This window comes from Streptomyces sp. BB1-1-1 (genome assembly GCF_031597775.1).
Taxonomy (GTDB): domain Bacteria; phylum Actinomycetota; class Actinomycetes; order Streptomycetales; family Streptomycetaceae; genus Streptomyces; species Streptomyces thinghirensis.
The window spans coordinates 2,833,797-2,852,502 of the sequence record NZ_CP134203.1 but is presented as its reverse complement, the minus strand read 5'-3'; the positions used below and the strand labels follow the sequence as shown (position 1 = coordinate 2,852,502).

The window sequence follows — 18,706 nt, the reverse complement described above, 5'->3', positions numbered from 1 at the left end:
CGGACCGCCCGCCGCACTGAGCCATCGGGGAACCGCCCGTTCGCCCGGGGACCGTCAGGGCTGCTGGGGCAGGGTCAGGGTCGCCAGCGCCCCGCCGTCCGGCGGGTTCGTGAACTCCAGCCGCGCGCCGAGCACCTCCGCCTGCCCCAGGGCGATCGTCAGCCCGAGGCCGTGCCCCTTCGTCCCGCCCTCGGTGCGGAACCGCTGCGGTCCGTGGGCCAGGAGGTACTCCGGATAGCCGTCCCCGTGGTCCCGTACGGTGATCACCGGCCCGTCGACGGTCAGCACCACCGGCGCCCGACCGTGCCGGTGCGCGTTCGCGACCAGGTTGCCGAGCACCCGCTCCAGGCGCCGCCGGTCGGTCTCCACCCGCGTGTCCCGTACGAGGTCGACCCGCGTGTCGGTGCCGGAGCCCCGGACGACCCGCCCGGCCAGCGCGCCCAGCGCCTCCGGGTCCACCTCCAGCCGCTCCCGTCCGCTCTCCAGCCGGGAGATCTCCAGCAGGTCCTCGGTGAGCGTGCGCAGGGCGGCCACCCGGTCCCGCACCAGCTCGGTCGGGCGGCCCGGCGGCAGCAGCTCCGCCGCCGCGTGCAGGCCGGTGAGCGGGGTGCGCAGCTCGTGCGCCACGTCCGCGGTGAACCGCTGCTCGGCGAGCAGCTTGCCCTGCAGCGACGACGCCATGGAGTCCAGCGCGGCGGCGACCGAGGCCACCTCGTCCTGCGGGCGCGTCGGATCCTGCGCACGGGGATCGCCGACCCGCGCGTCCAGGTCGCCCGCGCTGATCCGCCGTGCCACCCGCGCCGTCGTGTGCAGCCGGCGCGTCACCCGCGTCACCGCGAACGCGCCCACCAGCAGCGTCGCCCCGATCGCCAGCGCCGACGACCATACGATCGCGCCGTCCAGGCCGTCGATGGTGCGCTCGCCCTGGGTGTGGTCGACCCGCACCGCGAGCGCCCGGCCGCCGTCGGCGGGGCCCGCCGCCCACATCGTGGGGCGCCCGTCGTGCTCGGCGACCATGGTGCCGCGCCGGCCCGAGGCGGCCAGCTCCCGCAGCCGCTCCGGCAGCCCCGGCGGATCGACGCCGGCGCCCCGCCGCAGCGGGTCCCCGGCCTCGTACGCCGCCGTCGCCTCCCCCAGCCGGGACAGGGCGACGTCGCGGGCCTGGCCCACGGTCTGGTTGGTGACCGAGACGTGCACCAGGACGCCGAGCAGGGCGGCGAGGGCGCAGCACATCACGGTGATGAAGACGGCGGCCTTCACCGCGAGCGGGCCGGTCCACCGGGGGAGGGCGAGCCTCACCGGGCGCTCGCCGACGGGGACGGGGACGGTGCGGCGGACGGACGCTTCGTGTGCTTTCCGCCGTCGTCCGTGCGCAGCATCTCGTCGCTCGTGAGGAGCATGGCCCGCTGGTCGGGGTCCCACGTCCACTGGAGCCGGTACTCGTAGCCCGCGACCTCCGAGGGCGACCGGACGATCACTGTCCGCCCGGCCAGCTCGACCGCGCTCACCGCGTCGTCGTAGGACATGACCCGCACGAGCCGGTTCTTCTCGACCGTGTAGACGCGCACGGCGGTCAGTTTCTCGGGCAGCAGCCGGAAGCCCAGGGTCATCTCGGGTCGTCCGTCGCCGGTCAGGTCGCGGTAGTACGGCCTGAGCACCGGGCACCGGCCGCGCTCACCGCCCGAGCCGTCCGAGCCGTCCGAGCCGCAGTCCGCCATCCGGCGGGCCGTCTCGCGGTACGGCGCCTTGTCGCCCTCGTAGTCGTCCGGGTGCGCGGTGATCTCGGCCCGTACGGCGGCCACCGGGTCGGCCTCGCGGATGTCGCCGCCGGGCACGGCGACGCCCTTGACGACCTCGTTGTCCACCTCGCCGATGTCGTAGGCCGGACTCGACGCCGGCGTCAGGTCGGGCCAGAGCCGGGCCGGGCTCTGCGCGGCAGGCGTCGCGCCCGCGCTCCGCAGCCCGCCCGAGTCACCGCAGGCGGTCAGCGCCCCGGCCGCCGCGGTCGCCAGGAGCAGCGCGAGGGCGGCGGGGACGCGGGCGGGGTGCCCGCGGCGGCTCGGGAGCACTGCACTCCTGGGTTTCGGTCATCAGGTGATCGGCATCGGTGATCCGGTACACCTTATTCGGACGGAAGTCCATTTTGTGCGCGTGGAGGCGAGCCGGGCTACTCGGCGAGCTCCTCCAGCAGCCGCGCGGTGACCAGGCCGGCCCGCAGGTACTCCACGAACAGGTCGTTGTGCAGCGCCCACGGCGAGCGCCGGGACCGGATCAGCCGGACCGCCTCCTCGGCGGTGCCGCCCCGGCGCATGAGCGTGTGGGCGACGACGAGACCGGAGCGGTTGTACCCGTGGTAGCAGCGGACCAGGACCTTGCGGCCCTCGTCCAGCGCCTCACCCGCGGCCTCCGCCAGCCGGATCACCCCCGCGAGCTGCGTCCCGTCGAGGGGGCCGTCGGGGATCGGCCACACATGGTGCTCGACACCCTCGTCCGGCCCGTGCCCGGGCAGCCGCAGCAGGGTCTGCACCAGATCGAACTCGTCCCGGACGACGGCGGACTCCCGCCTGCCGACCGGTCCCTGGAACTCGTGCCCGCCCATCCACAGGCCCGGCACGATCTCGTCCCACGGCCTGCCCGGAGCCGGAACGTCCGATCCCTTCCCACGGGTACGCAACGGTGCCTCCCCATCCCGCCCGAGGGCCTGCCCAACTCCTCCCAAAGGTAGCCGGGTTCTTGCCCCCGCAGCACCCCGCCTGTTCCCATGGTCGTGGGGTGATGGTGCATGAACGGACTGCGCGTCATACCGACCTGGCGGCACGGTCAGGAACGGCTGTACGTCTGCCTCCCGGACGGCGGCAACGTCGCCTGGTACGACCGTGAGGCGGCCCGGGTGAACCTGCTGAGCGACGACCGCGAGGACGAGGTCCTCGAAGCGCTGGCTCCCTTCCTCACCGGCCCGGTCACGGTCGGCCCGCCCCCGGTCCCGACCCCCGCCGAGCTGGCCCGGCTCTCCCTCCACCCGGACGACGACCTCGCCCCCAACCGGCCCGGCGAGGCGCTCCTGGTCGCCCTGGAACGCGACCCCGGCCCGGCGCACCGGCTGCGGCCCGACCCGCGGCGCCGGGCGCTGGCGGCCGAGCAGTCGGCGGGGGCGGCCCTCGACCGCCTCGACGGCGCCGGCTGGCACACCCTGCACTCCGTCCAGCTGCCCGGCGGTGACCGCGTCCACCACCTGGTGATCGGCCCCGGCGGTCTCTTCGCCCTCCACGTGCTGCCCGCCCGCAGGCAGCGGGTGCACATCACCGACCCCCTGGTGGCGCTGGGCCGCCGCGAACCGCTTCCCCTGCTGCGCCGGGTCCGCGCCGACGCCGACCGGGCCTCCTACGCCCTGACGGCCGAGGTGCACCCCGTCCTCGTCCTCGTCGACCCGGCGAACGTGACCGTCACGGCGCCGCCCCGCTCGGTCCGCGTGCTCACGGACGCGGAACTGCCGGACCTGGCCCGCCTGGGCGGGATGCTGAAACCGGCGGACGTGGAAGCCCTGCACGCCATGGCCCGGGACCGCGCCACCTGGACCCGCGTCTGAGGGCCGTCGCGCGTCAGGGCAGGGCCGCCGCCCGTCGCCGCTCGAACAGCGGCGCCAGCAGGTCGCCGTAGTCCCGCACCCGCGGACCGACGTCCTCCGCCCGGAAGACGAACTGCTCCGCCTGCCGGCACCCGGCCACCTCGTCCCAGGTCACCGGCGTGGAGACCGCCGGTACGGACCGGGCCCGCATCGTGTACGGAGCGGCCGTGGTCTTGCGGGCCGCGTTCTGGCTCCAGTCGACGAACACCTTCCCCGGCCGCAGACTGCGCGTCATCCGGTGCACCACCAGCCGCGGCAGGGCCCGCTCCGCCTCCATCGCCAGCGTCTTCGCGTACTCCGACACCCGCTCCGACGACGACCCCCGCACCCCCGCCAGCAGATGCAGCCCTTTCGCCCCGGACGTCTTGGCGTACGCCTCGATCCCGTCCGCCGCCAGCCGCTCCCGCAACCACAGCGCGACCTCGCAGCAGTGCACGACGGTCGCGGGCGGTCCGGGGTCGAGGTCGAACACCAGCCGGTCGGCCTCGTCGGGATCGTCCGCGGTCCACTGGTGCGTGTGGAACTCGGTCACCAGGTTCGCAGCCCACATCAGGGACGCCAGGTCCTGCACCAGCACCATCCGCGCCGGCCCCTCCGACCGGGGCACCTCGGCCGTGGTGACCCAGTCGGGCGTACCCGGCGGCACGTTCTTGGTGAAGAACACCTGCCCGTCCGGACCGTCCGGGTACCGCAGGAAGGACACCGGCCGGTCCCGCAGGTGCGGCAGCAGCACCTCGGCGGTCGTCGCGTAGTAGTGCAGCAGCTCGCCCTTGGTGAGGCCGGTCGCGGGATACAGCACCTTGTCCAGGTTGCTGAGGGCGACCCGTCGCCCCTCCACCTCTGTGATAGGCGCCATACCATGAGAATCTCACGAAACACGTACAAACCGCCCGACGGTCACGCTGCGGGTCGGCCGAGCGGAAAGGGTGCTGCACGTGCGATCCATCTGGAACGGCGCCATCTCCTTCGGCCTGGTCAGCATCCCCGTCAAGCTGGTGAACGCGACCGAGAGCCACGCGGTCTCCTTCCGCCAGATCCACACGGAGGACGGCGGCCGCATCCGCTACCGCAAGGTCTGCGAGCTGGAGGACCGCGAGGTCGCCCAGGACGAGATCGGCAAGGCCTACGAGGACGCCGACGGCTCGATGATCCCGATCACCGACGAGGACCTGTCCCACCTGCCGATCCCGACCGCACGGACGATCGAGATCGTGGCCTTCGTGCCCGAGGAGCGCATCGACCCGCTCCAGATGGGCTCCGCGTACTACCTCGCGGCGAGCGGCGCGCCCGCCGCCAAGCCGTACACGCTGCTGCGCGAGGCGCTGGGGCGCAGCAACCGCGTCGCCATCGCCAAGTTCGCCCTGCGGGGCCGTGAGCGCCTCGGCATGCTCCGGGTCGTCGGCGACGCCATCGCGATGCACGGCCTGTTGTGGCCGGACGAGGTGCGCGCCCCCGAGGGCGTCGCCCCGGACGCCGGTGTCACCGTCCGCGATCAGGAGCTGGACCTCGCGGACGCCCTGATGGACACGCTCGGCGAGATCGACCTGGACGACCTGCACGACGAGTACCGCGAGGCGCTGGAGCAGGTCATCGCCGCGAAGGCCGCCGGCGAGACGCCCCCGGAGACCCGCGAGGAGGCCGCGCCCGGGAAGGTGCTGGACCTGATGGCCGCGCTGGAGAGCAGCGTGCGGGCGGCGCGGGAGTCACGGGGTGGGGAAGGCGCCGGGCCGGCCGAGGAGGCCGAGGTCAGGACCCTGCCGCAGCGCACGCCGTCCCGGCGGACCCCCAAGGAGACCGGCGGCAGGAAGTCGACCTCGACGGCGGCGAGGAAGACGGCGGCGAAGAAGACGGAAGCGAAGAAGTCGGCGGCGACGGAGTCGGAGGGGAAGAGGACGGAGGGGAAGAGGACGGAGGAGGAGAAGATGGAGGGGAAGAGGGCGGAGGCGAAGAAGTCGACGGCCTCCGCCGCCGGGAAGTCGACGGCGAAGTCCGCGGGGCCCGGGAAGAAGACCGCGGCCAAGAGCGCCGCCAAGAAGACGACCGGCAAGAGCGCGCCCGCCAGGAGCACCGCAAAAAGCACCGCCAAGAGCACCGCCAAGAAGACGTCACCGCGCAAGCGCAGCGCCTGACGCCGCCCGGTACGAGCGGAGCACGGCGACGCTCAGTTGACGGCCCAGGAGGAGGACGCCCGGGGAACGGCGGACGGGTCGGGCTCGTAGACCGCGGGGGACGCGTCGCCCGAGGCCGTCGGTGCGAGCGAGGCGGCGGTGGGCAGGACGGGGCTCTCCTCCAGGTGCTGCCCGATCGTGTCGGCCGGTCCGCCGCCCGGGGTGCCGGGGCCGGTGGACAGCTGCGACCACGCGGTCAGGGCGAGGGCGACCGCGGCGGCCGTGCCGATCACCCGGCCGACCCGCCGGAGCCGGGCACGGCCGTCCAGCGCACGCCAGGCCGGGCCGGTCCATGGGTCCTCCGGGTGCCACAGCTCACCGACCACGCCGGACGGACGGCCCGCGGACGCGTCGTTCGTGCCCGTGTCCGTGCCGTCCGGGGGCCGGGGGCGCCAACCGGGTGTCCGGTCGCGTGCGGCGGGTTCCCTGATGAGGGCGGAGGCGCGGATGGCGCGCTCGTCGTCCTCCAGGAACTGCCGCCAGACGTACTCCGGCACGGACGGCGTACCGCCGGGCTGGTCCGGCTGACCCGGCTGACCCGGCTGGTCGGGCTGATCCGGCGTCGCGCCGCTGCCCGGCCCGGAAGCGGTCATGATCCCGCTCTTCCTCTCTTCTTCGGCCCGTACGGCGGCCGGGCGGGCGTGGGAGCGGGAGGGGAGCCCGCCGACGGTCGGTGTGCCGTCCTGTGCCGCAGCACCGTTTCGGTGTCACTCCTGGGCGCCGTACGGCAGGCGGCCGCAGACCGGCCCCCCGTCGGATCATTGCACAGTGCAAAAAGAGATCGCCAGGGGCTCCGGCCACCCTCTTCCGCCCGCCGCCGAGCCCGGGGCCCGGTGGTCATGGCCGGCGGTCTCCGTCGGCCGCGACCAGCCGCACGAACGGGATGGCCCGTCCGGCCTCACGGAACGACGCCTCGCCGCCGTCCACCGCCAATCCCATGAACGCGCAAAGACGCCGGGCGGTTCCCGGGTGCCGCCGGGCGTACTCCGCCATGATCCCGGCGCCCTCCTCGGCGGGCAGGAAGCGGGCGGTGACGGCGTGGTGGCGGTTGCCGAACTGGATGACCGTCTTGGGCTGCTGACGGAGGTTTTGGTACCAGTCCGCCTTCGGGCCGAAGCCGGAGGCGACCGTCCAACTCCGTCCGTGCGGCCCACCGGAGTCGTAGGCGACCACTTCGAGGACGACCCGGCGGTCACGGCCGCTGATCCGGCCGGTGTGGTGCAGCAGAAGCAGCCGCTTGCCGAACAGGGGGCCGAGCCCTGCGCGGAAGAGGAGGATCGGCAGCCGCGCCGCGGTGCGCCGCAGGCCGACGGGCGGCCGGGGCCGACGGGGTGTCGTGTCCGTGCGTGCCATTCCCGCCCTCCTGACTCGGGACTCCACCTCCACCTTTGCACAGGGAAAAGGTGGACGGGCAGTACCCGCTGCTCCTTTTGCGCCGGTCCGGTCGCCGCGCGGCCCCTCCGGTCCCTCCGTTCCGCCTGCTGATCAGGTGAGTGAGCAGGGACTTCGGCGCGGTAGAAAGGACACATGCCGGAGCGTGAGATGCCCGTCGGGGGCCTGGATGATGTCGACGCGGTCACCAAGGCCGTGCTGGCCGCATCGCGACTGCTGGTGGCCGTCTCCGCGCGGTCGCTCGCCGAGGTGGAGGAAAGGGTGACGCTGCCCCAGTTCCGGATGCTGATGGTGCTCTCCACGAGAGGCGCGACCAAGCTCGTCGCGCTCGCCGAGCACCTCCAGGTCGCCCCGTCGACGGCGATGCGCATGGTCGACCGGCTGATCTCGGCCGGGCTCGCCGACCGGCAGACCAACCCCGACAACCGGCGCGAGACCCTGCTCCGGCTCACCGACGAGGGCCGGCGCACCGTCGCGAACGTCAGCGCCCGGCGCCGTGCCGAGGTCGCCGCGATCGTCGAACGGCTCGCGCCGGGCCAGCGGGCGGCGCTGGTCGAGGCGCTCACCGCCTTCAGCGAGGCGGGCGGCGAGCCCCTCGACCCGGCACCGGACGACCCTCAGCCGCATCCGCTCGGCTGGGCCGCGGACGTCACCGCGGCCCGGGACGCCTGACGGCTCCGGCGGTCACGGGGCCGCCGGTGCGGGGGTGGGCGTCGGGGAGGCCGTGTTCACGTTCAGGTCGGGCCGCGGCTTGAGCACCAGCACCCGCTCGCCCGGCTGCGGCGGGGGCGGGGTGACCTTCTCCCTCGGCAGCTTCGCCGGGCCGGTCTGCTGGAAGGTGACCTGGTCGTACTCGACCAGCCCGGTCTTCTCCAGCACCGTGATGTGGTCCAGGACGGTGTCGTTGGCCAGGTCGGCCAGCTGGCGCACCAGCGTGTTCTTCGTGGTGGCCCGGATCTTGGCGATCGCCGGGAAGATCTGACCGTGGGTCACCCGCATGATGTTGACCGCCGACGAGTCGAACTCCGTGCCGCTCTTGGACTTCACCGTCGCCACGAAGTCCTCCTGCTGCGGGGAGGCCCGGTTGGGCAGCGTGATGCCCAGCTCGGGGGAGATCTCGCGGCACATCGCGTCCAGACCGGCGTGGCCGACGACCAGGTGCTCGCCGGCCGTCTTCATCGCCTTCGACGTACCGCGCTCCATCACGATCTCGCCCAGCGGGTACTCCCACAGCCCGGCGGCCCGCACCTTGACCACGAAGTCACGGTCGGCCTCGGTGAGCGGCCCGAACTTGGTGCTGGCGACGACCCGGTCCTGGTTTCCGTCGGCCTTGTCCAGACCGAGCATGGCCGGGAAGGCCAGCGCGGTGAGGGTCAGGGTCATCGCACCGAACAGGACGACGACTCCGATCCTGCTGCGGGACAGGCGCATGATGCCTCCAGGGGCGACGCGAGCGACTCGCACTCGACTGACTCGACGTCTCGACTCGTACTCGTTCGCCAGGAGGTACGGAAACGGCGGGCGGATCTATCACCGCTCCGGCACAAATCTTGCGGCCCCGCCGGCCGCGTCCGTTCGGCCGTCTTTGGCCACGCGTCAGCCGATGTCGGCCCCGTACACGCGCTCCACCGTCATCGTGAGCAGCACCCGGCGGTCGGACACCATCGTCATCCGGTACTCGTCCCAGTCCGGGTGCTCCCCGGCGGCGGCCCGGTAGTACTCCACCAGCGCCTCCACCTCCGGTCCTTGCGGGTCGAGGCCCGGCCCGGTGAGGGTCGCGACGCCCTCGGCGGTGGCCCAGGACCTGCCGTCCGGGGCGGTCACCTCCAGAGTGGCCCGCGGGTCCCGGCGCAGGTTCGCCGTCTTGGCCAGTCCCTCGCGGGTGGAGACGCGGATGACGCCGGCCTCCGGGTCGTAGGCGGGCATGACGGGGGAGAGCTGCGGGCGGCCGTCCGACTTGATCGTCGCGAGCACGCCGAGCCGGCTCTCCGCCAGCAGGGCGTGGGGGTCGAAACGCGGAGTGGTGGTCATGGGCCGATCATCACCCCTCGCCCCACACGCTGTCCCGCGAACCGTCCGCCGAACGCCCCCGCCGGGCGCACGACCGAGCGCTCAAGAGACCTCGACCGGGTGCTCAGGAGACCGAGGGCCCGCCCAGGTACTCGCCCTCGCGGTCGTAGGGCCAGGCGTTGGCGACGCACCCCTTGAGGCCCTTGATCTGCTGCATCATCGCCGGGGCGGGCAGCCCGGGACCGGGGCAGGTCTCGTGACCGTGGCCGATGCGGTGGCCGACCTCGTGGTTGACGATGAGTGCCCGGTAGTCGCCGATCGGGCCGTCGAACTCGGGGGAGCCCAGGACCCAGCGCTTGAGGTTCACCACGACGTCCGTGCCGACCGCGCAGTTCACCTCGCCCCGGGTGCGCAGGCCGTAGGCGCCACAGATCTCGTCGACGGTGCCCGGCGTGGCGATCTTCACCACGAAGTCGTACGAGCCCGAGCTGACCAGCCGGAAGGAGTTGGTCCCGTCCGTGGTCCAGCCGCGACGGTCGGCGAGCACGTCGGATATCTCGGCCGCGGCGGCACTCGGCCGGATGTCGATGCCCTCCTCGACCAGGACCTTGTACCGGCGTACGCGGCTGCCGGTGCCCACGGTCGTGCCGTCGGCCTCGGCGGTGACGAAGGTGCCGGGGCCGGTGGCGGGAATGGCGATGGTGGAGGGAGAGGGCGAGGGCGAGGGGGAGGCCGTCGCCGACGGCGACGCGGAGGGGCTCGGCGGCCCGGACGGTGCCCCGCCGGTGGCGTCCGGGGCGGCGGTGCGCTCGGCGGCGTCCAGGGCGTCGGCGACATCGGCCACCTGGTCGTCCGTCACGGGGGGCCGGCTCTCCCGCCAGTACGCGACGGCGGCGCTCGCCGCGAGCAGTACGGCCCCGAAGGTCAGGCCGGCCACGACGACGCGGGCGGGGCCGCGGCGTTTCCGTCTCCGGGCGCGGGACCTGCGCCCGGCACCGTTCGACTCGGCCCTTCGGCTGGACCGGCGGGCTGTGGATCGGCCCACGGCGTGCGTCCTCTCTGCTGGTCGGCGGGGGCGCACAGTGGATTCCTGTGTGCTTTTGTGCCCCCAAGATCAAAGCGGAAGGACGTGCGAAATCATCACAGGACCCCAAGTGGGCCTTCTCACACGCGTGTTCGGTTCCGGCGGTACAACCCTTCGGTGCCCTGGAAGGTCCGCGAGCCGCGGTCGTCCCGTCGTGCGGGCACACGTGCGTCGGGGTCGCCCGACGGAACGTGGGCGACCCCGACGCGGTGGGGGAGACGAGGGGCCGTCAGCCGACGGTGGTCCGCTCCCAGCGGTAGAAGCAGCGCGCCATCGCGTCCTTCGGACCGCGCCAGGTCGCCGGGTCGTATGCCGAGACGTACGGTTCGAGCCGCTCGCTGACCTGGCGGAACTCCGGGTGCCCGGTCAGGCTGCCGATGGTGGGGGCCGGGTCCTCGTCGCTCTCGATGAGGTGCAGGTACACGCCGTCACCGAACTCGAAGAGACTGCGCCGGTTGACGCCCACCAGGTGCGGCAGCTCGCCGCTGTCGGACTCGGCGAACACCTTCGCGATGTCCGGCGCCGCGCCCGGTGCCATCCGGGCGACGATCAGGGTGTGGTGCATGGGGAGATGCCCTCCGTCGGTGTCGTTCGGCTCGCCGGTGTCGTTCGGTTCGCCGATGCCGCTCGGTTCGCGGTGTCAGTCGGCGAGCACCGAGGCGGTCCGCCGCTCGCCCGCTGCCTGCTCGATCCGGTCCCGGATCAGGGCCATCTGCGTACGCGAGTTGCGATTGATGTTGTCCGTCATCCAGGCGTCGTCCACGGGCGCGTCCGGCTTCATCGCGAAGTCCTGGATCCAGCGCATCCGCGTGCCGTCGGCGGTCTCGGCGTACTCCCAGACGATGTTCATGTACTGGAACGGGCCGGTCTCCACCCGGTGGGCGCGCACGGTGCGGGTCGTCGGGTCGGCGACGCGCTCGGAGACCCAGCTCCACACCTTGCCGTCCGCGTCCGGGTGCATGGTGAGCCGGAACGTGACGCGGTCGCCGTCGCGGTCGAGCACGTCCACGGAGGCGTACTCGCTGAACAGCCGGGGCCAGTTGTCGATGTCGTTGGTCATGTCCCAGACCAGCTCCATCGGCGCGGCGATGGTGATCTCGTTGTCGGTGTGGCCTGCCACGTCACACTCCCGTCTTCAGGGCGCCGTTGATCAGCGCGAGGAAATCCGCGGGCGTCTTGCAGCGCTCGGCCTGCTCCGGCAGGCCCAGCCCGTACCGCTTCTCCAGCTCGGCCACGATGCCCAGCAGGCCGAGGGAGTCCAGGCCGAAGGTGTCGAAGCCGTCGTCGGCCTGCTGCCGGAGGGTGACCGGGTCGACGTGCACGCCGGCGGTGCGCTTCATCAGCGCGGCCAGCTCCTCGACGGTCACCTGGTAGTCCAGTTGGTCGGTCATGGGTGTCCTCCTTGACTCGGGTCGGCGCTCGCCCGGAAGCGGCGCTCGGTCGGGGTCGGCGTTGGTCGGGTCGGTCATCGGTCCGTGGACGGCGCGGCGTCGCCCTGCCGCAGGACGAGCGCCGAGTTGGAGCCCATGAGGCCGCGGCCGAGGATCAGGGCCGTGCGCGGCTCGGCGGGGCGGGCCCGGCCGGCCACCAGGTCCAGGTCGTGGCACACGTCGACCACGTGCGGGGTGGGCGGGATCAGCCCGTGCTCCATGGCCAGCACCGCCGTCGCCACGTCCAGCACCGGCGCCGCGCAGTACGCCCGTCCGGTGCCGGTCTTGGGCGCGGTGACCGGCACGCGCCGCGCGTGCGGGCCGAGCGCGTCGGCGAGGGCCAGCGCCTCGGCCCGGTCGGCCTCCGGGACGCCGAGGGCGTCCGCGAACACCACGTCGACCTCCTCGGGCCGGCAGCCGGCCTCGGCCAGCGCGCCCTCGATCGCGTGGGCCAGCCCCTGCCGGGACTCCGCCCAGCGGGACGGGCCGGTGAAGGTCGCCGCGTGTCCGGCCACCGTCGCCCGCACCTCCGCGCCGCGGTCCCGGGCCGCCTCCGCCTCCTCCACCACGAGTACGGCACCGCCCTCGGCCGGCGCGAACCCGCAGGCCGCGCCGGTGAACGGGCGGTAGGCGCGGTCGGCTTCGGTGGCGCGGCTCAGCTCCGGATAGCCCAGCTGGCAGACGATCGAGTACGGGGCGAGCGGCGCCTCCGTCGCGCCGCAGACCACCGTGTCGGTGCCGTTCCGTACGGACAGCGCGGCGTGCGCCAAGGCGTCCAGGCCGCCCGCCTCGTCCGCGGCCACGACGCCGCAGGGGCCCTTGAAGTCGTTGCGGATGGAGATCTGGCCGGTGCTGGCCGCGTAGAACCAGGCGATCGACTGGTACGGGCCGACATACCTGGACCCCTGGCCCCACAGGTTCTGCAGCTCCCGCTGCCCGAACTCGCCGCCGCCCGACCCCGCGGCGGTGACCACGCCGACCGAGAACGGCGACTCGACGTCGGCGCGGCCGAAACGCGCGTCGTCCAGGGCAAGTTGGGTGGCGGCCAGGGCGAAGTGCGTGAAGCGGTCGGTCTGGACGAGGTAACGCCCCTCGACCGTCTCGGCCGCGTCGAAGCCGCGCACCTCGCCCGCGACCCGCAGCGGCATGTCCTCGCAGCCCTCCCGGGTGACGGGGCCGAGACTGCTGGTGCCGTCCGCGACCGCCTTCCAGAACGCCTCGACCCCGATCCCGTGCGGGGAGACCACGCCCAGTCCGGTGACGACGGCACGCCTGCTTCCGTCGTGTTGATGGCGCCTGGCCCGTTGTGGTCCGCTCATCGCAGCCCTCCTTCGGAACCGCTCAGTACGACGGCGGACTGGAAGCCGCCGAAGCCGCTGCCCACCGACAGCACGTGCCGCAGCGTCCGCTCCCGTGCCTCGCGCGGCACGTAGTCCAGGTCGCACTCGGGGTCGGGGGTCGTGTAGTTGGCCGTGGGCGGCACCACCTGGTGGGCCATCGCCAGCACGCACGCGGCCAGCTCTATCGAGCCGATCGCACCGAGCGAGTGGCCGACCATGGACTTGATCGAGCTCATCGGTGTCGCGTAGGCGTGCTCGCCCAGCGAGCGTTTGACGGCCGCGGTCTCGTGCCGGTCGTTCTGCTGGGTGCCGGAGCCGTGGGCGTTGACGTAGTCGATGGCGGACCCGTCCAGCTCCGCCATGTCCAGCGCGGTGTCGATGGCCCGCGCCATCTCCAGGCCCTCCTTGGTGAGCCCGGTCATGTGGTAGGCGTTGCCGAAGGTGGCGTAGCCGGAGATCTCGCAGTACACGTCCGCGCCACGGGCCCGGGCGTGTTCCAGGTCCTCCAGGACCAGCACCGCGGCGCCCTCGCCCATGACGAAGCCGTTGCGTTCGGCGTCGAAGGGGCGGGAGGCGTGCGCGGGGTCGTCGTTGTTGGGCGAGGTCGCCTTGATCGCGTCGAAGCAGGCCATGGTGATCGGCGATATCGGCGAGTCCGCCGCGCCCGCCAGACACACGTCGACGCGTCCCTCGGCCACGGCGTGGTAGGCGTACCCCACCGCGTCCAGTCCGGACGTGCACCCGGTGGACACCGTCTGCACCGGCCCGTGCACGCCGAACTCCTCGGCCACGGCCGACGACAGCGTCGCCGGGGTGAAGGCGCGCTCCAGGTGTGGCTGGGCCCGCCGGTCGTCCACGTCCCACCGCGAGCCGCGCTCGCTGACGAGGACGTAGTCGTGCTCCAGCCGGGTGGTGCCGCCGACCGCCGTGCCGAGCGTGGCGCCGGCCCGCCAGGGGTCCTCCCGCGCCATGTCGAGGTTCGCGTCCCGCACCGCCTCGGCGGCGGCGACGAGCGCGAACTGCACGTACCGGTCGCACCGCTGGACCGTGGCGAGGTCCAGCCCGTGCCCGGACGGTTCGAAGTCGCACTCGGCGGCGATCTGCGAACGCAGCCCGGCCGGGTCGAACAGGGAGATGCGGCGCGTCGCCGTACGGCCGTCGGACAGCAGGCCCCAGAACTGGGGCACGCCGATCCCGCCCGGGGCGACGACGCCTATGCCCGTGACGGCCACCCGACGCCGGGTCATGACACCGCCTCGGCCGCGGTGGCGGGACGCTCGTGCCCGGCGCATCCCGCGTGGTCGTGGTCCCGCTCGTGCGGGAGGGCGTTGCCCGCCGCGTCCTCGGTGTCGACGTGGCCGAGCTCCGGCCGCGGCGCCAGCGGACCCAGGTGGAAGACGAGGCGCGCCTCGACGTCACCGACGTTGCGGAAGCGGTGGCGCATGTCCTGCGGGATCAGCAGCCCCTGCCCGGTGGCGAGGGAGTGCGGCACCCCGTCCAGGTCCACCTCCAGCCCGCCCTCGGTGACGTACACGAACTCCTCGGAGTACGGGTGGTAGTGCTCGGCGATGCGGTCGCCGGGCTGCACGATGGCCACGCCCATGAAGCCACTGGTCGACCCGGCGGTGGTGGGCGTGAGAAGGGCGCGGAGGTCTCCGCCGCGGCGGCGGTTCGGCGCGATGTCGCCGAGGGAGACGATGCGTACCTGCTGGTCTGTCATGTCGTTCACTCCGGGCTCACTGGAGGTGGTGGGGGAGGTCGGGGCGGTCGGGGAGTGCCGCGCGGTCCGGCGGGCGCGCCGTCGGGCCCGGCCGGCCGCGTGGTGGGCCGCGTGGTTTCGGGTGCGTGGTTCGGACGCGTGCTCGGCCGCTCGGTCCGACCGAGTGGTCTCGGTTCGGGTGCTGGGTGCTGGGTGCTGGGTGGTCGGGCCGTGCGGTCGAGCCGAGTCATCGGGTCGGGAGGTTCGGCCGAGTGGTTCGACCGTGTGGTCAGGTGGCGGGCGAACGCCGGTCGGTCAGCGGCGTCATATGGGCCCGTGCGAGCAGCTGCGACAGCGTGCGGGTCTCCGTCAGGGGCCCGTCGATGCCGAGGGCGGCCGTGTCCAGCAGCCGCTCGGCCACGGCGACCCCGGCGCCTCCGGTGGCCCCGGGCCCGTCGGCGGGCCCGTGCAGACCCAGGACGAACGCGAGCGCGTCGTCCGGGTCACCGTCCATGTCGACGAGCCGTACGACCAGGTCGTCACGGTGGAACACGGTGGCGCCGAGGACCGGGTTGTCCGGTGCTTGCGCCGCGGCCGCGTCCTGGCGGGCCAGCAGCCGGGCCAGTTCCGGACCGGCGCCCGGGCGGACCGGGTAGAGCAGCGCGACGCGTTGCGGGCGACGCGCGTCCGCCTCGTCGGTGGACGCCACGTGGTGGACGGCCGGCATGGCGGCCCGGGTGAAGAACCGCCGGGCGTCCCGGGGGTCGCGGAGGTCCCGCTTCTGCTCCAGATACGGGTTGAGGGCCTCCTCGACGGCCCGCACCGCGGGCTGCCGGGCGACGTGGCGCAGGGCGGTCTGCAGGTCGCCCTGCACCTCCACGGCTCGTACGACCCGGTTGCCGTGCAGGAAGACCGAGGTGCGGAGCAGCCGGCCGGAGTCGTCGACGCGGGCGTCCGGCGGCGCGTAGCCGGCCAGCAGCCGGGCGACCTCCTCCTCACTGCCGGACCGCACGGTGAAGGTCAGGGCGTGCCGCACGACGTTGCTCCCGATCCGGGGAGCGGCCCGCAGCGGCTCACCGGCTGCGGCGGACGGGGGCTCTTCACCGGCGGTCTCCCGCAGGACGCTGTAGCGCAGGGAGTGGGTGTCGCGGACGTAGTCCTGCAGCGGCTCGACGGTCTCCAGGTGCTCTTCGCTGTTGACCCAGGCCAGGAAGGGTTCCGCGCTCTCCCACTCACTGGTGAGGAGCCACTGGGTGGGATTGTCCACCGACTGGCACAGCTGGTCGCTCACATGTCCCGGAACGGCGGCGACCCGGTCGCGGATGCCGTCGTAGGCGTCCAGGAACTCCTGCTGCATTCCGTCGTGGATGTCCAGCATCAGGACGACCCGCACGCGGGATCCGTCGAACGCGGATACCGACACGCCGACCGCGTCCGCGGCCACGACGGCCGATACCACCGTGGCGTCTGTGGCGTCTGTGGTCAGGGCATCTGCCGACACGGTATCCGTCGCTACGACGGGAGAGACCGTCATCCGGCCCACCTCTTCTCCGGGAACTTCCTCGTGGACTGGGGCGATCGTCGCGGCGTGCGCCATTGCTCCGGCGTGGTGCGGCGGTCGCAGTAAGCACGATCGTGAGCCGTGCCCGCGGGGACCGCGAACCAGGAGGGTTAAGCGGGTGAAGCCTGAGCCGCCGCGGGCCGCAGGGGGCATGCATGAAGACTCCCGGCGCACACCTGCCGCGGGGCGAGTCACGCGACGACGGTCCGACGTACGGAGCGCGCACGTCCGTCACCACCGAGGACGACGTACGTCACGACGAAGGACCACGTCCGTCACAACGGAGGACGACGTCCGTCACGACACCGGACGAACGTCCGTCACAACGGAGGACGAACAATGAACGAAAGAGCCGATCGGTCCGGCGGAGCCGCCCCCGGGGGCGGGGTCCACCGCGTCCCGGTCCTCATCGTCGGCGGATCCCTGGTGGGCCTGTCGACCTCGGTCTTCCTGGGGCGGCTGGGCATCCGGCACACCCTGGTGGAGCGCCACGCCGGCACCTCCATCCACCCCCGCGGACGTGGCAACAACGTCCGCACGATGGAGATCTTCCGCGTGTCCGGCACCGAGCCGGACATCAGGAAGGCCGCCGCCACCCTGGCCGAGAACCACGGCATCTTCCAGACGCCCACCCTGGTCGGCGACGCGGGGGAGTGGCTGTTCAAGGAGATGGACGCGGGCGGCGGACTGGCCCGCTTCAGCCCCAGCTCCTGGTGCCTGTGCTCCCAGAACGACCTGGAGCCGGAACTCCTCACCCACGCCACGAACCTCGGCGGCGACCTGCGCTTCGGCACGGAACTGCTGTCGTTCGAGTCCGACGCCGAGGGGGTCACCGCGATCGTGAAGAGCCGGGAGACCGGCGAGCACACCACCATCCGCGCGGACTACCTGGTCGCGGCCGACGGCCCCCGCAGCCCCGTCCGCGAGCAGCTCGGCATCGGCCAGAGCGGCCCGGGCGACCTCTTCCACAACGTCAGCATCACCTTCCGCTCCCGCCGCCTCGCCGACGTCGTCGGCGACCGCCGCTTCATCGTCTGCTACCTGACCAGCGAGGACGCGGACGGCGCCCTCCTTCCGGTCGACAACCGCGAGAACTGGGTCTTCCACGCCCCCTGGCACCCCGAACAGGGCGAAACCGTCGAGGACTTCACCGACGAGCGCTGCGCCGCCCACATCCGCCGCGCGATCGGCGACCCCGACCTCGACGTCGAGATCACCGGCAAGGCCCCCTGGCACGCCGCCCAGCGCGTCGCCCGCAGCTACCGCTCCGGCCGCGTCCTCCTGGCCGGCGACTCGGCCCACGAGATGTCCCCCACCGGCGCCTTCGGCTCCAACACCGGCATCCAGGACGCCCACAACCTCGCCTGGAAACTCGCCGCGGTCCTGGAGGGCTGGGCCGGCGACGGCCTCCTGGACACCTACGACGCGGAACGCCGCCCGGTCGCGGAGGCCACCAGCGCCCGAGCCGCGGGCCGCTCGGTGGAACACAGCCACCCGGGCTTCGCACCACCGCCGGGGATGGGGGGTGCGGGGCCGGCCGGCGGTCCCGGCGGCGGCGCTGCGGGCGGTCCTCCTGCGGGTGGTCCTGGCGGTGGCCCTGCGGGTGGTCCTCCTGCGGGTGGTCCTGGCGGTGGCCCTGCGGGTGGTCCTCCTGCGGGTCCTGGCGGTGGCCCTGCGGGTGGTCCCCCTGCGGGTGGCCCCGGGGGCGGCGATGCGGGCCGTCCCACGGGCGGGCCAGGTGGCGGTGCCATGGGTGGGCCAGGCGGTGGCCCCATGGGCGGGCCAGGCGGTGGCCCCGGCGGAGGCCCGCAGGGCGGCATCCTCAACGTCGCCCTCGGCTACCGCTACCCCCAGGGCGCGGTGGTCGGCGCCGACCCGGGAACGCCGGTCGTCCCGGAGGGCCTTGACCTCACCGGCGCCCCCGGCAGCAGGGCCCCCCACCTCTGGCTCCGCCGCAGCGACGACAGCGGCGCCCGCATCTCCACCCTGGACCTCTACGAGGACTCCCTGGTCCTGCTCAGCGACGCGGCGCAGCCCACCGGTTGGCACGAGGCGGCGACGCACCTGGCGGCCGACATGCGGATCCCGCTGAAGTCGTACCGCGTGGGCGGAACACCGGAGGCCGACCTGACCCCGGACGACGACGCCACCGACTGGGCCAAGGCCCACGGCGTGACCCGCGGCGGCGCGGTCCTCGTCCGCCCCGACGGCTTCGTGGCGTGGCGCTCCCCGGGCCCGGCCCCGGACCCGGAGTCGATGCTGCGCCAAGTCGTGAGGACGGTCCTGGCCCGAACGTGACATGACAGCCCCGCCCGCCCCACCCCCAAACGTGGACCACTCCCCGGTTACCTGCTAGCGTCCCGCTGGAAGATTAACCGGGGAGCAGTCCCCGCTACG

The 18,706-nt window shown here is 73.4% G+C and carries 20 protein-coding genes; 4 read left to right on the top strand and 16 right to left on the bottom strand.

The features are described from left to right. Positions 1-54: 54 nt before the first annotated feature. From RI578_RS13065 to RI578_RS13055, 3 genes are all read right to left on the bottom strand, one after another. Positions 55-1,299 (bottom strand): ATP-binding protein, encoded by a 1,245-nt coding sequence (locus RI578_RS13065; protein WP_310871246.1) that lies wholly within the window; start codon positions 1,297-1,299, stop codon positions 55-57. Next, the gene (locus tag RI578_RS13060; RefSeq protein ID WP_310871245.1) at positions 1,296-2,069 is read right to left on the bottom strand and encodes a hypothetical protein; all 774 of its coding nucleotides are present in this window, start codon (positions 2,067-2,069) and stop codon (positions 1,296-1,298) included. Before RI578_RS13060 ends, RI578_RS13065 begins: the two co-directional genes overlap by 4 nt. Positions 2,070-2,167: 98 nt before the next feature. Further along, positions 2,168-2,674, bottom strand: coding sequence for a dual specificity protein phosphatase family protein (locus RI578_RS13055; protein WP_310871244.1), 507 nt, complete (start codon positions 2,672-2,674; stop codon positions 2,168-2,170). Positions 2,675-2,782: 108 nt separating this feature from the next. On the opposite strand from RI578_RS13055, the gene RI578_RS13050 reads away from it, so the two are divergent. Next, positions 2,783-3,586, top strand: a complete 804-nt coding sequence (locus RI578_RS13050; RefSeq protein ID WP_310871243.1) for a nuclease-related domain-containing protein — start codon at positions 2,783-2,785, stop codon at positions 3,584-3,586. 13 nt (positions 3,587-3,599) lie between these two features. Here the strand turns inward: RI578_RS13050 and ligD are convergent, their stop codons facing one another. After that, on the bottom strand, positions 3,600-4,481 hold the full coding sequence (gene ligD / locus RI578_RS13045; protein WP_310871242.1) for a non-homologous end-joining DNA ligase: 882 nt from the start codon (positions 4,479-4,481) through the stop codon (positions 3,600-3,602). 79 nt (positions 4,482-4,560) lie between these two features. Between ligD and RI578_RS13040 the strand changes: the two genes are divergently transcribed. After that, positions 4,561-5,754 (top strand): Ku protein, encoded by a 1,194-nt coding sequence (locus RI578_RS13040; RefSeq protein ID WP_310871241.1) that lies wholly within the window; start codon positions 4,561-4,563, stop codon positions 5,752-5,754. A gap of 32 nt (positions 5,755-5,786) precedes the next feature. Here RI578_RS13040 and RI578_RS13035 read toward each other — a convergent pair whose 3' ends face one another. Then, positions 5,787-6,386, bottom strand: a complete 600-nt coding sequence (locus tag RI578_RS13035; RefSeq protein WP_310871240.1) for a hypothetical protein — start codon at positions 6,384-6,386, stop codon at positions 5,787-5,789. A 244-nt stretch (positions 6,387-6,630) separates the two neighbouring features. Further along, the gene (locus tag RI578_RS13030; protein ID WP_310871239.1) at positions 6,631-7,146 is read right to left on the bottom strand and encodes a nitroreductase family deazaflavin-dependent oxidoreductase; all 516 of its coding nucleotides are present in this window, start codon (positions 7,144-7,146) and stop codon (positions 6,631-6,633) included. Between the two features lie 174 nt (positions 7,147-7,320). Between RI578_RS13030 and RI578_RS13025 the strand changes: the two genes are divergently transcribed. After that, entirely contained in the window at positions 7,321-7,857 is a 537-nt protein-coding gene (locus tag RI578_RS13025) for a MarR family transcriptional regulator (protein ID WP_310871238.1), read from the top strand. Positions 7,858-7,869: 12 nt separating this feature from the next. Here RI578_RS13025 and RI578_RS13020 read toward each other — a convergent pair whose 3' ends face one another. From RI578_RS13020 to RI578_RS12975, 10 genes are all read right to left on the bottom strand, one after another. Continuing rightward, entirely contained in the window at positions 7,870-8,616 is a 747-nt protein-coding gene (locus RI578_RS13020; protein WP_310871237.1) for a DUF4142 domain-containing protein, read from the bottom strand. Positions 8,617-8,781: 165 nt separating this feature from the next. After that, positions 8,782-9,216, bottom strand: coding sequence for a PPOX class F420-dependent oxidoreductase (locus tag RI578_RS13015; RefSeq protein WP_310871236.1), 435 nt, complete (start codon positions 9,214-9,216; stop codon positions 8,782-8,784). A 103-nt stretch (positions 9,217-9,319) separates the two neighbouring features. Next, positions 9,320-10,240: a DUF3152 domain-containing protein gene (locus tag RI578_RS13010; RefSeq protein WP_310871235.1), complete on the bottom strand. Its 921-nt coding sequence runs from the start codon at positions 10,238-10,240 to the stop codon at positions 9,320-9,322. A gap of 268 nt (positions 10,241-10,508) precedes the next feature. Next, a complete protein-coding gene (locus RI578_RS13005; RefSeq protein WP_210960474.1) occupies positions 10,509-10,844 on the bottom strand; it encodes a TcmI family type II polyketide cyclase in 336 nt (111 codons plus the stop codon). A 75-nt stretch (positions 10,845-10,919) separates the two neighbouring features. Continuing rightward, complete coding sequence (locus tag RI578_RS13000; protein ID WP_279559782.1) at positions 10,920-11,399, bottom strand: SRPBCC family protein; 480 nt, start codon at positions 11,397-11,399, stop codon at positions 10,920-10,922. 1 nt (position 11,400) lies between these two features. After that, on the bottom strand, positions 11,401-11,670 hold the full coding sequence (locus tag RI578_RS12995) for an acyl carrier protein (protein ID WP_121749196.1): 270 nt from the start codon (positions 11,668-11,670) through the stop codon (positions 11,401-11,403). A 74-nt stretch (positions 11,671-11,744) separates the two neighbouring features. Further along, the gene (locus RI578_RS12990; protein ID WP_310871234.1) at positions 11,745-13,028 is read right to left on the bottom strand and encodes a ketosynthase chain-length factor; all 1,284 of its coding nucleotides are present in this window, start codon (positions 13,026-13,028) and stop codon (positions 11,745-11,747) included. Further along, the gene (locus RI578_RS12985; protein ID WP_310871233.1) at positions 13,025-14,296 is read right to left on the bottom strand and encodes a beta-ketoacyl-[acyl-carrier-protein] synthase family protein; all 1,272 of its coding nucleotides are present in this window, start codon (positions 14,294-14,296) and stop codon (positions 13,025-13,027) included. Before RI578_RS12985 ends, RI578_RS12990 begins: the two co-directional genes overlap by 4 nt. Continuing rightward, the gene (locus RI578_RS12980; RefSeq protein WP_310871232.1) at positions 14,293-14,769 is read right to left on the bottom strand and encodes a cupin domain-containing protein; all 477 of its coding nucleotides are present in this window, start codon (positions 14,767-14,769) and stop codon (positions 14,293-14,295) included. The genes RI578_RS12985 and RI578_RS12980 overlap by 4 nt, the downstream gene beginning before the upstream one ends. A gap of 268 nt (positions 14,770-15,037) precedes the next feature. Then, positions 15,038-16,282: a SchA/CurD-like domain-containing protein gene (locus tag RI578_RS12975; RefSeq protein WP_310871231.1), complete on the bottom strand. Its 1,245-nt coding sequence runs from the start codon at positions 16,280-16,282 to the stop codon at positions 15,038-15,040. Between the two features lie 366 nt (positions 16,283-16,648). Here RI578_RS12975 and RI578_RS12970 point away from each other — a divergent pair, with 366 nt between their 5' ends. Beyond that, positions 16,649-18,607, top strand: a complete 1,959-nt coding sequence (locus RI578_RS12970) for an FAD-dependent monooxygenase (RefSeq protein WP_310871230.1) — start codon at positions 16,649-16,651, stop codon at positions 18,605-18,607. Positions 18,608-18,706 lie beyond the last annotated feature (99 nt).

What these genes read in the sequence shown, in the direction of transcription:
- RI578_RS13050 (WP_310871243.1), top strand. Translation starts at nt 2,783, where the DNA reads ATGAACGGACTGCGCGTCATACCGACCTGGCGGCACGGTCAGGAACGG.
- ligD (WP_310871242.1), bottom strand. Translation starts at nt 4,481, where the DNA reads ATGGCGCCTATCACAGAGGTGGAGGGGCGACGGGTCGCCCTCAGCAAC.
- RI578_RS13035 (WP_310871240.1), bottom strand. Translation starts at nt 6,386, where the DNA reads ATGACCGCTTCCGGGCCGGGCAGCGGCGCGACGCCGGATCAGCCCGAC.
- RI578_RS13030 (WP_310871239.1), bottom strand. Translation starts at nt 7,146, where the DNA reads ATGGCACGCACGGACACGACACCCCGTCGGCCCCGGCCGCCCGTCGGC.
- RI578_RS13025 (WP_310871238.1), top strand. Translation starts at nt 7,321, where the DNA reads ATGCCGGAGCGTGAGATGCCCGTCGGGGGCCTGGATGATGTCGACGCG.
- RI578_RS13020 (WP_310871237.1), bottom strand. Translation starts at nt 8,616, where the DNA reads ATGCGCCTGTCCCGCAGCAGGATCGGAGTCGTCGTCCTGTTCGGTGCG.
- RI578_RS13015 (WP_310871236.1), bottom strand. Translation starts at nt 9,216, where the DNA reads ATGACCACCACTCCGCGTTTCGACCCCCACGCCCTGCTGGCGGAGAGC.
- RI578_RS13005 (WP_210960474.1), bottom strand. Translation starts at nt 10,844, where the DNA reads ATGCACCACACCCTGATCGTCGCCCGGATGGCACCGGGCGCGGCGCCG.
- RI578_RS12995 (WP_121749196.1), bottom strand. Translation starts at nt 11,670, where the DNA reads ATGACCGACCAACTGGACTACCAGGTGACCGTCGAGGAGCTGGCCGCG.
- RI578_RS12990 (WP_310871234.1), bottom strand. Translation starts at nt 13,028, where the DNA reads ATGAGCGGACCACAACGGGCCAGGCGCCATCAACACGACGGAAGCAGG.
- RI578_RS12985 (WP_310871233.1), bottom strand. Translation starts at nt 14,296, where the DNA reads ATGACCCGGCGTCGGGTGGCCGTCACGGGCATAGGCGTCGTCGCCCCG.
- RI578_RS12980 (WP_310871232.1), bottom strand. Translation starts at nt 14,769, where the DNA reads ATGACAGACCAGCAGGTACGCATCGTCTCCCTCGGCGACATCGCGCCG.
- RI578_RS12975 (WP_310871231.1), bottom strand. Translation starts at nt 16,282, where the DNA reads ATGACGGTCTCTCCCGTCGTAGCGACGGATACCGTGTCGGCAGATGCC.
- RI578_RS12970 (WP_310871230.1), top strand. Translation starts at nt 16,649, where the DNA reads ATGAACGAAAGAGCCGATCGGTCCGGCGGAGCCGCCCCCGGGGGCGGG.